This window comes from Streptomyces sp. NPDC004435 (genome assembly GCF_042873895.1).
GTDB lineage: Bacteria > Actinomycetota > Actinomycetes > Streptomycetales > Streptomycetaceae > Streptomyces.
This window is the reverse complement of record NZ_JBIAMB010000011.1, coordinates 205,445-218,778: the sequence shown is the minus strand read 5'-3', so window position 1 is coordinate 218,778 and position 13,334 is coordinate 205,445. Positions and strand designations below refer to the sequence as shown.

Genomic DNA, 13,334 nt, shown 5'->3' with positions numbered 1-13,334 from the left:
GCCGCTCGGGGGCGTCATCGGGGGCGTCCCTCAGCGGGCGGCCGGGAGGGTGCCGGCGAGGTGGAGGAGTTCCAGGAAGGCGTCGATCCCCGGCGGGACCGGCCACTGCGGCTCGCGGAGGGCGGCGAGGTCGCCCGCGGCGCGCGCCGCGACGTCCGGCACCCCCGCGTCCACGGCCTTGGCCAGGACCTCCCAGCCCGCCTCCCAGCGGGGGCGCGTGGGCTCGCTCTGCACGGCGGCCACCACGGCGATGAGGAAGGCCAGTTGGCGGTCGCCGCGCTCGGGGAGGGCGAAGGCGTCCGGGTCGGCGAGGACCCGGTCGGGGTCGGGCAGGTCGAGGTGCTCCAGGTACGACACCAGCTCGATCCCCGCCGCCTCGCCGACCGCGCCGATGAGGGCGGCGGACTGCGCGTCGCGCCCGGCACCGGAGGCGTACCCGGTGGCGAGCAGCCGCAGCGCCATCTCCCAGGTGCGGGGCGACGGCCAGGCCCGCCCGCGCCCCTCGGCGGCGGACGGCATGTGGTGGGCGAGGCCGGGCCGCGCGGTGAGGAAGCCGGAGATCACGCCGCGGGCGCGGGCGATCGCTCCGGAGATCCGCGCGGGGTCCACGCCGGGGAGCACGGTCTCGGGCCAGGTGCCGGCCATGCCGCGGGCGACGGTGCGCGGGTCGTGGGTCCAGTCGAGGTGGACGAAGCGGTTGGCGAGGGGCGGGGCGAGGTGCCAGCCGTCGGCGGCGCTGGAGGGCGGGTTGGCGGCAGCGACGATGCGGATCGAGGGGGGCAGGGCCAGGCTTCCGACCTTGCGTTCGAGGACGACGCGCAGCAGGGCGGCCTGCACGGCGGGCGGCGCCGAGGAGAGTTCGTCGAGGAAGAGCAGCCCGTGGCCGGTGGTCGCGAGCCGGACGGCCCAGTCCGGAGGGGCCATCGGTACGCCGGTGGTGGCGGGGTCGTCCCCGACGACCGGGAGCCCCGCGAAGTCGGAGGGCTCGTGGACGCTGGCGACGACCGTCTCCAGGCGGACGCCGAGGGCGGCGGCGAGCTGTTCCATGCCGGCCGACTTGCCGATGCCGGGCTCGCCCCAGAGCAGCACGGGCTGATTGGCCGTCACCGCCAGTGCGAGTGCCTCCAGTTGGGGGTTGGCGGCCGGCTCGGTCCGGGTGGCGTCGAGTCGGGCGCCCAGCGCGTCGGCGGCCGCGAGGGCTGCGGAGGGCGCGGCGGGGGTGGGAGCGGCCGTTCCCGACGGGACGGGGCCCTCGGCCCGCGTGTCGTCGGCCGCGAGAGCGGCGCGTGGTGCGGCTGTGGTGGGGGTGCCGGCGGGGGTGGGAGTGCCGGCGGGGATGGGAGTGCTGGCCGGGGTGGGTTCGGGTCCGCCGGGCAGGGGGGTCGTCATGGTCCGGTCGCCGCTTCCTCGTCGTCGCTGTGCTCCGCGCCGGTCTCGCCGCGGTGGGGCGCGTCTTCCGCGCACGCGCACACGCCCGCGTCCGATCCAGCGGGCGTCGTGCACGCCGTGGTCGGCGCTTCTTCCGCGTACGCGCGCGTGTCCTCGGGCGGTTCCTCGTCCCAGTCCGGCTCGCGGTCCCGCTCCTCGATGTAGTCGTCGTACCAGTCGGAGCCGATGCCCGGGTGCTCCGCCAGGACGCGGCGGCGCAGGAACATGAGGTCGGTGCGGGCGTACTTGCGGACGATCTGGGCGAGGGAGAGCTCCATCTCGTCGGTCGCGTCGATGCGGGCGCCCGCGGCGACGAGGTCCCGGACGAGGTCGGGGGAACCCCCGCTGGACACCGCGGTGACCAGCGGCGTCCGCCCGTTCCTGTCGACGGCCTCCAGGTCGAGCCCGGCGGCCATCAGCCGCGGCAGCAGGGCGCGGTGGTCGAGCAGGTGGAGCAGGTGCAGAAGGCTCCGGCGGTCGCCGTCGCGGATCAGGGGGTCGGTCCCCGCGTCGAGCAGGGCGAGCACGCCCGGGGTGTCCCCGTGCTGGACGTGCAGGAAGAACGCGCGGCGCTCGTCCCTCAGGGCGCGCGGGAGCCGTCCCTCCCCGCTCGTCCAGGCGTGGCGGGTCGCGAAGCAGCCCGACACGGCGCCGCCGAAGGCGCGCAGGGCGAGTTCGCGCCGCTGCTCCTGCTCGGTGTGCGGGACGTCGAGCGTGCCGCCGCGCGAGACGACCTGGTGCCACTCGCCCCGGCAGCGCACGTTGACGGGTGCGGGCGGCGTCGGCCCGCCCGGACCGGTGGCGGGACCGAGCCGGGGGAACAGCGCGGCGGCGACCAGCGGGTGCAGGGCCTCGGGGCGGATCCGCCCGGCTCTCAACAGACCGATGTCGGGCAGGCGTTGCCAGACGTACGAGGGGAGATACGCGACACCTTCCGCCGGGCGCGCCAGCGCCGACACGCGAGCGGGGGCGTGCGCTTCCGCTCCCCCACCGGAGCCGATGGCGCCGGGAGAGGCGGGGGCATCGGCGAGGGTGCGGGCTACGGCGGGGGCTTCGGCGAGGGTGAAGGCTTCGCCGGGGGCTTCGGCGGGGTCGAGGTCGAAGCGCAGGTCGCCGCGCCAGGTCACGCGGACGCGGAAGCTCGTACCGCGTCCGGCGGCCTGGAGCAGGCGGATCTCGGGAACGATCCGGGTGAGGTCGAGGGAGGTCCGACCGATCAGGTCGTGGACGTCGAGCGGTGGTCGGGTGGGCCGTTCCGGCGACGGGGCGGTCAGGTCGAGGTCGAGACCGGCCGCGGCGAACGCTTCGACGTGGTCTCCCCGGCCCTGAAGCACGGCCACCCATTCGGCGCGGGCCGCCGGGTCGGCGTGCCCGGGGTCCTCGGCGGGCAGTTCCTCCGGGGTGAGGGGGGTGCCGTCGTGGTGGAGGAACGGCAGCCGCTCGGAGCCCGTGCCGCCGGCGCAGTGCCGCAGCTCGGCGGTGCGGCGGGCGTCCCAGAAGCGGCGGGCGACGGTCCAGTCCTCGGTGGTGTAGTTGAGGCCGTGCAGCGTGTCCCGTGCCGGGTCCACGGCCGGGCCGAAGCGCAGTGCGAGCCGTTGCGGTCCCGCCAGCATGGGCGAGGTGGTGACCGACAGGACGGGTTCCCGGGGTCCGTAGACGGCGAGGACGATCCGCCGGCACGGTGTCAGGGTGGTGTGGCCGCCGAGGACGCGCGGCAGGTGCCAGCGCAGCAGGTCGGGGGCCAGGTGGCGCAGGTCGTCGGCGACCCGGGCGGCCACGTCGGTGCCGTACCGCTCGGCGATCCGGTCCGGATCGAGGTCGGCCGGTACGTCGACGGCGGCGACGGCGCAGGCGGTCCGCCAGTCCCCGGCGAGCCGGGCTTCGGTAGCCCGCTCGATCATCCACTCGGGGACGGCGTGGCGGCGGATCCGGGTCCAGGCGGCGGCGTCCTCGGGCGACAGGCCGGCGGGCTGCGCGGCGCGGAGCCCGGACGGCCTGCGGCTCCGCCTTCCCGGGATCGGCTGACCCGTGGTCGACTGCCCGGGGATCGGCTGACCCGCGGTCGACTGACCCACGGTCGACTGCCCCACGGTCGACTGCCCCGGGATCGGCTGTCCGGGAATCGCCTGTCCCGTCGTCGACGGCGGTGTCGCGCCCCCGCTCACCGGTACACGCTGCCGATCGCGCGGAGGTCCTGGTGGGTCGGACGGGCGGGGTGCAGCTGCTCGTTGAAGATCCGCTTGACGCGACGGGGCAGGCCGGGGCCGAGGCCCACGTACTCCAGGTGGTGCCCGTCGTCCAGCGCGGCGAGCAGGGCCTTGGCGCCGCGCCCGGTGATGCCGGTGTGGCGCAGTTCGAGACGGCGCAGAGGGCTGCCGGGGAGGGCGGCGGCGAGGGCGTGCGCGCCGTCGTCGCCCGTGGCGTTGCCGGCGGCGCCCAGGCTTCGTTCGGACATGGTCCGACCGAGGTCGAGCGACTCGATGCCGTCGAGGGCGTCGGCCAGGGCACGGGCCCCGGCGGGGCCGATGCCGTTGCCGCCGAGACCGAGGCGTACGGGTCGGGCCGGATCGACGGCCGCGGCCAGGACGGCGGCGCCGGCGTCACCGAGGTGGTTGGCCGGGAGGTACAGCTCGCGCACACCGGCGTCACGGACGAGGGCGGCGAGGACGGGGGCGTCGGCTGCGGTGAGTCCGTTGCCGCCGAGGAAAAGCCTTTCGAGCGGCACGGCGCGGGCGAGGAGCGCGTCGAGGAGGAGGCGGACGCCTTCGGCCCCGATGCCGGAGTTGACCAGGTCCAGGGTGCGCAGGGTGGTGTTGCGGCGCAGCAGCCGGGCGAGGGTGCGGGCGCCGGCGGCGTGGACGGGGTTCCGCTTGAGCCAGAGAGCGCGGACCGTGGTGTCGTCGGCGAGAGCTCCGGCGAGGGCGGTCACGCCGTCGGGGCCGATCCTGTTGCAGCCGAGGTACAGGGTGCGGATGCCGTGTCCGGCGCCGCGGCCGGCTTCCGTGACCTCTTCCCCGTCGGTACGGGAGAGGGCGCCGGCCACGGACGCGGCGCCGTCGTCGCCGAGGGCGTTGGTGCCGAGGAGCAGGTGGACGGCGTGCGGGGAGACGGCGGCCACGGGCAGCAGCCGGGCGGCCCCGCCGGGGCCCAGGCCCTGCTTGCACAGGTCGACACGGCCGTCGGCGCGCAGCGTTCCGAGCGGGAACACCTCGTCGGCGACGACCTCCCGCTCCTCGCCGAGTCGGCCGAGCAGGGGACCGAGCGCGGCGGGATCGGCCTGCGGCAGATCCGGGTGCTCGATCGCCGGGCACCGTACGGGCGTTGTCGGCTGGGTCATCACCACTCCACCGGTCCTCCGCCGGGGCCCGGCGTCCGCGTCGACACAAGAAGGCGCAAGACCGGTCGGATTCGAACCGACGTCCTCCAGCTCGATGCGTGGGCGCGACGACCTCTGCGCTACGGCCTTGCTGCGGGTGATCATAGCCACCCCCACCGACAATTTCGATCACCAGTGCGGATCTCGGATCCGTGGGGAATGCGAACGGGGAGCGTGGGCTCAGCCGGCGTCCTCGGCCGGCGCGTCGAGGAACGCCATGTCGTCCTGGGTCAGGCGCAGGCTTCCGGCGGCGATGTTCTCCGCGAGGTGCACCGGGTTCGTCGTACCGGGAATGGCCAGCACGTGCGGACCGCGGTGGAGGGTCCAGGCGAGCCGTACCTGGGCCGGCGTGGCGTCGTGGGCGCGCGCGACGGCACGGACCCGCTCGTCGCGCTCCTGGCCCGCTGCCGCCTCGCGCCGGAGGCCGGCGACCGCGAAGAAGGGGACGAAGGCGATGCCCTGCTCCCCGCACAGGTCCACCAGCCCGTTCTCGTCGGCTTGGCGCCAGTCCAGACCGTAGGAGTTCTGCACGCAGCACACGGGCGCGATCTCCTGGGCCTCGGCCAGGTGTTCGGGCAGGACGGCGGAGAGCCCGAGGTGCCGGATCAGGCCGGCCTCGCGCAGCTCGGCCAGAGCCCCGAAGTGCTCGGCGATCGACCCCGTGCGCGGTCCCCCGACGCGCAGGTTCACCACGTCCAGGCAGTCCCGGCCGAGCTGACGCAGATTCTCCTCCACCTGCCCGCGCAACTGATCGGGGCGAACGATGCCGAGCCACTCCCCACCGGGATCGCGCCCCGGGCCGACCTTGGTCACCACGACCACCTCGCCGGGCCAGGACGACAGGGCGCGGTTGATGAGCTCGTTCGCGGAACGCAGGGGTGAGAAGTAGAAGGCGGCCGTGTCGATGTGGTCGACCCCCTGCTCGAACGCGCTGTGCAGCAGGCCGACGGCGACGTCCCGGTCGATCGGCGCGCCGTCGGAGTTGCCCCTCATGCCGTTTCCCGTGAGCCGCATCGCGCCGTAGCCGATGCGGTTGACCTCCAGGTCCCCGAGCTTCCAGGTCCCCGCTCCCGCCGCTGCGTTCACCGTGCTCCTCCACCCTCCGGATCATCAGGCCCTGGAGTATGAGGCCGCCACGGTGCGCCGCGACAGGTCGTCATGCTGGGTGAAACACCACACCGTTCTCGGGAACCGACCGTCACCGCCCTCTCGTTGTACCCGACAGGAAAGCGCCGTACGGGACCGGCCTCCGGCCCCGCGCGCGGAATCCGCGACGCATCGGCCCCCGGCCCACGGTCGAACGACCGCCGGACGACCGTCAGACGACCGTCAGACGACCGCCAGAACGATCTTCCCGGTCGTACGACCCCGTTCGCCCAGCTCATGGGCCTTCGCGGCCTCGGCGAGCGGCAGGACGGTGTCGACCACCGGCCTCAGCCGGCCCTGCGCCACGAGAGCCGCGAGCTCCCGCAGGCCGAGGTGGTCGGGCTCGACCAGGACCCAGTCCGCCCGGATGCCGTCCGGAGCGGCGGGGACGTCGTCCGGGCCAGGCAGGGTGATCAGCCTGCCGCCGGCGCGGAGCACCCCGAGGGAGCGCCTCGCCGTCTCCCCGCCGAGGCCGTCGAGCACGACGTCCACGTCCGCGACGACGTCCTCGAAGCGAGCCTCGCGGTAGTCGATCACCTCGTCCGCGCCCAGCTCCCTCACCAGCTCGTGCTTGGCGGCGCTCGCGGTTCCGATCACGTACGCGCCCCGCGCCTTGGCGATCTGTACGGCGAAGTGCCCCACCCCTCCGGCCGCGGCGTGCACGAGCACCCGCTCCCCGGGGCGGACGTCCGCCGTGTCGACGAGGGCCTGCCAGGCGGTGAGCGCCGCCAGCGGCAGCGCGGCGGCCTCGACGTGCGTCAGGGAGGCGGGCTTGGGGGCGAGGTGCCGCGCCGGGGCCACGACGTACTCGGCGTACCCGCCCGCCTGCCTCGGGAAGAGCGGCATGCCGAAGACCTCGTCGCCGGGGCTGAAGATCCCCACTCCCGGGCCCACGGCCTCCACCGTGCCGGACACGTCCCACCCGACGGCCGGGACGGCGCCCCACTCGACGAGGGCCCCGCTCGCGCGGGTCTTCCAGTCCACGGGGTTCACTCCGGCCGCGTGGACCCGCACCAGGACCTCGTTCAGGCCGGGCTCGGGGCGCTCCACCTCGCGCTCCACCAGGTTCTCGGGTCCGCCCCACTGCTCCACGACCACCGCACGCATGGTGTCCGCCTCTTTCCGTCTCGATCGGCGCGCCCCCGGACCTCTTCCGGCGGCGACTCGTCCACGATCCGGTACGGCGACCACCAGTGGTGTTGGCCCTTCGGCCAGCATGTGACAGGATCTGGCCATGAGTGAAACGGTCGGCCGGATGGCGACGGAAGGCGACGCGGAACCGCAGGCGGCGCCTCACCGGGTCGCCGTGCTCGCGCTGCCCGGGGTGCCGCCCTTCGAGCTCGGCATCCCCTCCCGGGTCTTCGGCTGCGTCGAGGACCCGGCGGGACGCCCCCTGTACGAGGTCACGATCTGTACGGCGGACGGCGCGCCCGTCCTCAGCGACGCCGGGTTCACCGTGCAGCCCGCCGCCGGGCCCGAGGCGCTGGCCGCCGCCGACACCGTCGTCCTCCCGCCCACGCACGCCATGCCCGAGCTCGGGAACGGCGGCCCGCTCCCGCCCGAGGTCGCCTCGGCCATCGCCGGCATCCGGCCCGGCACCCGCCTCGTCTCCATCTGCACCGGCTCCTACGTGCTGGCCGCCGCGGGGCTCCTCGACGGCCGGCCGGCCACCACGCACTGGAACCTGGCCCCGGAGTTCCGCCGGGCCTACCCCCGGGTCAAGGTCGACGAGGACGTGCTCTTCGTGGACGACGGCGACGTGCTCACCTCCGCGGGCGTGGCCGCGGGTGTCGACCTGTGCCTGCACATGATCCGCCGCGACCACGGAGCCGCGGCGGCGAACCGCGCCGCCCGCATGTGCGTCGTGCCGCCGTGGCGCGACGGAGGACAGGCCCAGTTCATCGACCGGCCCGTGCCCGAGCCCACCCTGGCCAGCACCACGGAGACCCGCGCCTGGGCCCTGGAGCACCTGACGGAGCCGCTCACCCTCGCGCGGCTCGCCGAGCACGCGCGGATGAGCCTGCGTTCCTTCACCCGCCGCTTCCGCGACGAGGTCGGCATGACTCCCGTGCAGTGGCTCACGGCGCAGCGCCTCGAACTGGCCAAGCAGCTCCTGGAGACGACCGATCTGCCCGTCGACCTCGTCGCCCACCGCGCCGGCCTCGGCTCCGGGAACTCCCTGCGCGCACACATGCGTACGGCCTTCGGCACCTCGCCGGCCGCCTACCGCCGCGCCTTCGGCCCGACGGCCCCGCCGACCCCCGCCGGCACCCGCGGGTGATCCGCCCGGCCGGCTGACGCGGGCCACGAGCGACCGCCGTCCGGGCGGGGTCGCGGTCGAGGCAGCGCGATCCCCCATGACCACTCCCCCGCACTCCGACCCGGTTGGCGTGAACACGCAAGGGGGCGCCATGATGGGGCCATGGCAAACGGGGTGGACAACGGGACGGCGAACGGGCCGGTGGCGTGCCCCCTGTGCGGCGCGGCCGGCACCGTGGCGGTCGCCGAGGCGACCGAGACCAGCGGGTGCATGCACTTCGCCGAGGGAACCGTGCTCGCGCTCATGGCCGGGGCCGCGGGCAAGTACTACGCCGACGATCGTGACTGGCCATGGCTCACGGCGGTCGGGGCCGTCGTCGCCGTGCTCCTCCTGGTCGGCACGATCGCCGTCGTGCGCGGCGAGAACCGGGACGCGCGCAGAGCACGCTCCGCCGTGGACCGCGCCGCCGCGGCCGGCACCGTCGCCACCCACTACTGCGCCGCGTGCGGGGAGGCGTCCTCCCCCGGGACACCCCGAACAGACGGCCCCGTCACGGGCAGGACCGACTCTCCCCACGGCCCCTGAAGGCCACCCAGCAGAGAGACTCGTGGTCACCTCGGACACATGCGCCTGCCGCCAACCGGGCGGGCGGGTTGCCTACCCGGCGAGGGCGACCGGAGAGCCGTTCCCGCCGAGGGGAGCAGCTGTGTGCCCCGTCCGGCTCGCGTCGCGGGTTGTCAGTGAAGCGCCTTCCCCGTCACAAGCTCCCTGGTCACACCGTCGGCCAGCAGGTCTCCGCGTGCCCCGTATCGACGAATCCGTTGCGTCGGTACAGCGCGACAGCGGGTTCGTTGCCCGGCAGGACCGCGAGCGTCAGCGTCGTGGAACCCCTCTGCCGGGCCCACCCCTCGACCGCCGCGATCAGTCGGTCCCGACTCCGCGGCCGCGCGCCCGGGGACTGACCCACACCGACCGCAGTGCGCACGACCCGCCATCCCCGCGATGCGACCGTCCAGCAGCGCCACGACGCTGTACGCGGTCGGCATCGCCAGGCGCTCACGCCACCGCTCCTCCCCGCCGACGTGCCACTGCGCGAGCCCGACCTTGAAGGCGTGAGGCGCCTCGCTCAGTGCGGCAAGACGAGCCTCCCGCCACAACGGCCAGTCGCTCGCCGCGAGAACCCGCAGGTGCACCACGGCCACGAGTCTGCCGCGACGACACCCGTGCAGCAGTCCACGGGCAGGCCACTTCGCCGGCACGTCTCACGACTCACCGACCAGCCGTACCTATCACCCGGCGTGCGGACGTACTGGCCTGAGGTGGGTCGGGTGCTTCCCGCGGCGGCGGCCGGTCAGGAGGTGGTCTGGTTCAGGCAGCGGGCCACGACGACGCCGAAACAGGGCGGACTGCCCGTCGGACGGAACTCTTCGAGGACACAGCCGAAGACCGTCGGTGTGTCGGGGTGCCGGCAGGCCGCCTCGGTGAGCAGCAGGCCGAGAAGCTCCTCGACCCTGGCGGCGGCCAGGAGCACCGCGTCGGAGCCGGCCTGTGGGAAGAGGCGGTGCCAAAAGTCCGCGTAGGGGCCTGTGGGGGCGGGCCACACCTCCGATCCGGGGCCCGGCTCCTCGGCCGGGAACCCCGGTCGGATCCAGTACGCGAGTTCGTCCCTTGCCACGTCGATGCCGAGGTCGGGCCACTCCACCTCGTAGCGCGCCATACCCAGGCGCATTGCCTCGGTCAGCGCGGTCAGCGTGTGTCCGATGTGCCAGTCGCCGTCCGCACCCCACACGACGACACCTCCTGCCGGGTTCCAGCAGTCCGTGAACGGATGCCTGCCTCCGTGGGCCACGGCGTACCGCTCGGCATGCCCGCGCAGCCCCTCATCCATTCCACCGCTCCTCACGTCCGGCACACTCGTGCACTGCTCGGACTCAGCCTTCCACGACGCGGCGCTGGTTGGGGAGCGGCAACTGGTCGCCTCCGCGGCGACGCCTCAGCACCCGGCCATCGACGGGGCGCTGATGCCGCGCGCGTCGGCGTCCCGGCGGTGCCCGGATGCCGGGTCGTGCCGCGGGGTGGACTTCGCGCGGGACGGGGGTGGTCAGGCCAGGGGGGTGCGGTGGAGGGTCACCAGGAGGCGCCAGATGTGCTGGGCGATCTGGTCGGCGGTGGCCTCGATGAGGCCGTGCAGCCAGTCGGCGAGGACGCCTGCGAAGGTCGCGGCGACGGCGGAGGCGATCAGGTCGGGTTCCGGTGCGCCGGCCAGGGCGCGCTCGGTGCGGCTGCGAGCCCGTAGCTCCTGGTGCAGGACGTGCCCGAGCGGGCCGCTGCCGCCGGGGCGCAGCAGCTCCCGGTAGAGGCCCGCGTGCGGTGCGAATGCCTCGAAGAAGGCCGGCAGGGCCGGGGGCGGGGTCGCGGGGTCGGGGACTCCTCGCCAGGCGTGGAGGGCGTCGACGGCTTCGCGGACGATGTCGGCGCAGGCGTCGACGGCGAGCGCCTCCATGTCCGCGTAGTGGAGGTAGAACGTCGCGCGGCCGACCCCCGCCCGGCGTACGAGAGCGGCGACGCTGACCTCCGCGAGCGGGCGGTCCGCGCACTCCTCGAGCAGGGCTCCGCGCAGCTTGGCGCGCGTGCGCGCCGTACGGGGGTCTGCCTGCGCTCTGGTCACCTGGCGAGCATAACGGCGGTCAGGGCCAGGGCCCCGGGCAGTGCCTGGGCGAGGAGGATGCGCCGGTTGGCGGTGAAACCGCCGTACAGTCCCGCGACGACCACGCAGCCGAGGAAGAAGACCTGGACGCGGAAGCCCGTCGGATCGTCCGCGACGAGTCCCCACACGAGCCCGGCGGCCAGGAACCCGTTGTAGAGACCCTGGTTCGCGGCGAGCGGCGCGGTGGCGCGGGCCATGTCCGCGTCGAAACCGGAGAGGCCGCGGCCCGGCTTCCGCTCCCAGAGGAACATCTCGAGCACGAGGATGTACGCGTGCAGCGCCGCCACCAGCGCGACCAGTACGTTCGCCGTCGTGTCCACAAGCACTCCCTCTGCGCAGCCCGATTTACTGGATGAGTGTCCAGAATACATGGACAGCTGTCCAGAATACATGGACAGCTGTCCAGAAGTGCTAAGGGGTGGCTGGGAGGCTCTGTCTCAGTGGGGCGCGGCCCGCCGGGGGTTCACCCCCGGCGCCGGGAAGGCGGCGTCCCTCCCTCCCCGCGCTGCGCGTCGCGCCGGCGCCGCGCGCGCTCGAACTCGGCGGCGTCCCGTATCCAGGGGCCGTACGGGTCGAGCGCGGCGCAGCCCCCGCGGGCGAAGGCGCTCACCACGGTGCGGTAGCCGCCCATCCCGTCGACGAGGCCGTACTCGACGAGGTACTCCGGCTCCGTGCCGTCCCCGCCCGCGCGCAGGGTCGTGACACGGGCGAGGGAGTCGGCGTAGAAGTGGAGCTGGATTCCTTCGCCCAGTTCCTCGTCCTCGATGGTGAACACCTCGTTGTCCCCGGCGGAGCGGTCGGCGACGAACTCCCAGAACTCCGCGGCGGCGGTACGGGGGCCACCCGGCCGCCACTTCTCCTCGGCGCCCTTGTCGTCGGTGAACGTCAGGGCGTTCCTCCTCGCACCCGCGGTGGGGTCCGCGGTCTCCCCGTCATCGTCCACGGGCGCGTTCCTCGCCTGGGCGGCCGCCTCGGAGCACATCAGGAAGCCGACCGAGCGCACCGCGTCGGCTGCGAGGCCGGGGTGCGCGCGGCGCAGGGCGCCCTCGACCGCCCTCTCCATCCGGGCCCAGTCCCGCTTGTCGGTGGCGCGCTTCCCCCGTCGGGGATCGCGGCCGATCCGCATCCCGGAGCGGGCCCGCTCCGCGGTGTCGATCACCCGCAGAACCTCGGACAGCAGCGCGGGATCGACGGCGTCGGGGGTCCTCTTCGGCACCGTCGAGCGGTGGAGGTACTGGCCGGTGTACCGCAGCAACGCGGTGTCGAGTGGACGGAGTACGACTCCGCGCCGGGCGCGTTCGCGATGCGCGTGGTGCTCCTGGGCGCGCTTCGGGTCCGCGGTCTCCGTCGCCCCGCGCATCGCCGCGCACACCTGGCCGCGGTCGAGCAGGCCGATGTCGGCCCCGTGGGCCACGAGCCGGCTCCTGTCCCACCGGATGCGCCGGAAGAACGCGTCGACGTCCTCGGGCGCGGCCAGCAGGACCGGGTCCAGGAGCGCGACGGCGGCGTCCTCGTCCAGCCGGCCCCGGGTGCCGGCGTCGTCGCACAGCGGGAGGACCGCGCTCCACAGCAGCAGGTGCCTGGCCAGGTCCTCCTGGATCACCGCACGGTGCGCCTCGCCGATCGGGAAGGTGAAGGTGCGCGGCTCGTGGTTGGCGTCCGCCCCCGCGCCGAGCATCACCTTCAGCTCGCCGTCCTCGCTGATCACGCTCGGGATCCAGCCGCTCCGCGTGAATACCGTCTCTCTCATGGGCCCAGTCTTCCGGACCGGCACCGGGCGGTATCGCGGCGGGTCCGGGCGGTACGGGGCGGGTCCGGGCGGTATCGGGGCTGGTCCGGGCGGGCCCGGCACTCGTTCACCTCACCCCGCGTGTCCCCCGCCGCCCCGGTCGCGTTGGGTCTTGGCCGGAGCCGAACGTGCCCTGGCCAAGGAGATGTGCACCCTCATGAACAAGACGCGCCAGGCGTTCTCCCTCGCCGCGCTGCTGCTGACAGCCACCGTCCTGCCCACCCTGCCCGCGCACGCGGCGACGCCGACCGACGCGAGCGCCTTCTGCCCGTACGGCGACGCCGGCTCACTCGTGGGCAGCCACGTGACGGGGACGGGTCCGGGCCACACCGACCTCGTCACCCCGGACGGCGAGCCGGTCCGGCTGGTCGGCAACGTCCGGACGGCCGCGGAGGGGGACATGCTCACCATGGACTACGACGAGTCCCGGCTGACCCTGCTCCACCGGGACGCCCGCGTCGTGCGGGCCGAGTGCACCTGACAGGGACGGTCGCCGCCGGCCGCCGCGCGGCCGACGGCGACCGGCGGTCCCCCGGGATCGCCGGCGCGGAACCCGGGTTCCGCGGCGCCCGTCAGGCGCCGTGGTCCCGACACGGAAGCCGGGTTCCCAAGCGCCGGTCAGGTGCCG

At 74.6% G+C, this 13,334-nt stretch carries 12 protein-coding genes and 2 pseudogenes; 3 read left to right on the top strand and 11 right to left on the bottom strand.

Going from position 1 to position 13,334, the window contains the following annotated elements; translation table 11 throughout:
- Positions 1–30 precede the first annotated feature (30 nt).
- The 6 genes and pseudogenes from ACFYT9_RS21650 to ACFYT9_RS21625 all read right to left on the bottom strand — a co-directional run bounded on the left by ACFYT9_RS21650 (position 31) and on the right by ACFYT9_RS21625 (position 7,057).
- The gene (locus ACFYT9_RS21650; protein ID WP_389166205.1) at positions 31–1,389 is read right to left on the bottom strand and encodes an AAA family ATPase; all 1,359 of its coding nucleotides are present in this window, start codon (positions 1,387–1,389) and stop codon (positions 31–33) included.
- The gene (locus ACFYT9_RS21645) at positions 1,386–3,503 is read right to left on the bottom strand and encodes an ankyrin repeat domain-containing protein (RefSeq protein ID WP_389166202.1); all 2,118 of its coding nucleotides are present in this window, start codon (positions 3,501–3,503) and stop codon (positions 1,386–1,388) included. The genes ACFYT9_RS21650 and ACFYT9_RS21645 overlap by 4 nt, the downstream gene beginning before the upstream one ends.
- An 86-nt stretch (positions 3,504–3,589) precedes the next feature.
- Positions 3,590–4,765 carry a gala protein gene (locus tag ACFYT9_RS21640; protein WP_389166200.1) on the bottom strand — a complete coding sequence of 392 codons (1,176 nt, stop codon included), beginning with the start codon at positions 4,763–4,765 and terminating at the stop codon, positions 3,590–3,592.
- A 56-nt stretch (positions 4,766–4,821) separates the two neighbouring features.
- Positions 4,822–4,894 (bottom strand): annotated as a pseudogene (locus ACFYT9_RS21635).
- A gap of 90 nt (positions 4,895–4,984) precedes the next feature.
- Positions 4,985–5,890: an aldo/keto reductase gene (locus ACFYT9_RS21630; protein WP_387273449.1), complete on the bottom strand. Its 906-nt coding sequence runs from the start codon at positions 5,888–5,890 to the stop codon at positions 4,985–4,987.
- Between the two features lie 243 nt (positions 5,891–6,133).
- Entirely contained in the window at positions 6,134–7,057 is a 924-nt protein-coding gene (locus ACFYT9_RS21625) for an NADP-dependent oxidoreductase (RefSeq protein ID WP_389166196.1), read from the bottom strand.
- Between the two features lie 127 nt (positions 7,058–7,184).
- Here ACFYT9_RS21625 and ACFYT9_RS21620 point away from each other — a divergent pair, with 127 nt between their 5' ends.
- A complete protein-coding gene (locus ACFYT9_RS21620) occupies positions 7,185–8,231 on the top strand; it encodes a GlxA family transcriptional regulator (protein ID WP_389166195.1) in 1,047 nt (348 codons plus the stop codon).
- Between the two features lie 141 nt (positions 8,232–8,372).
- Positions 8,373–8,795: a hypothetical protein gene (locus ACFYT9_RS21615; RefSeq protein ID WP_389166192.1), complete on the top strand. Its 423-nt coding sequence runs from the start codon at positions 8,373–8,375 to the stop codon at positions 8,793–8,795.
- A 152-nt stretch (positions 8,796–8,947) separates the two neighbouring features.
- On the opposite strand, the pseudogene ACFYT9_RS21610 reads toward ACFYT9_RS21615, so the two are convergent.
- From ACFYT9_RS21610 to ACFYT9_RS21590, 5 genes and pseudogenes are all read right to left on the bottom strand, one after another.
- Positions 8,948–9,406: pseudogene (locus ACFYT9_RS21610) on the bottom strand (GNAT family N-acetyltransferase).
- A 155-nt stretch (positions 9,407–9,561) separates the two neighbouring features.
- Entirely contained in the window at positions 9,562–10,098 is a 537-nt protein-coding gene (locus ACFYT9_RS21605) for a hypothetical protein (RefSeq protein ID WP_389166191.1), read from the bottom strand.
- 213 nt (positions 10,099–10,311) lie between these two features.
- A complete protein-coding gene (locus ACFYT9_RS21600; protein WP_376601374.1) occupies positions 10,312–10,878 on the bottom strand; it encodes a TetR/AcrR family transcriptional regulator in 567 nt (188 codons plus the stop codon).
- Positions 10,875–11,237: a DUF1304 domain-containing protein gene (locus tag ACFYT9_RS21595; RefSeq protein WP_387273438.1), complete on the bottom strand. Its 363-nt coding sequence runs from the start codon at positions 11,235–11,237 to the stop codon at positions 10,875–10,877. Before ACFYT9_RS21595 ends, ACFYT9_RS21600 begins: the two co-directional genes overlap by 4 nt.
- Before the next feature lie 143 nt (positions 11,238–11,380).
- The gene (locus ACFYT9_RS21590; RefSeq protein WP_389166188.1) at positions 11,381–12,667 is read right to left on the bottom strand and encodes a DUF6357 family protein; all 1,287 of its coding nucleotides are present in this window, start codon (positions 12,665–12,667) and stop codon (positions 11,381–11,383) included.
- Between the two features lie 196 nt (positions 12,668–12,863).
- On the opposite strand from ACFYT9_RS21590, the gene ACFYT9_RS21585 reads away from it, so the two are divergent.
- The gene (locus tag ACFYT9_RS21585; protein WP_387273435.1) at positions 12,864–13,187 is read left to right on the top strand and encodes a hypothetical protein; all 324 of its coding nucleotides are present in this window, start codon (positions 12,864–12,866) and stop codon (positions 13,185–13,187) included.
- Positions 13,188–13,334 lie beyond the last annotated feature (147 nt).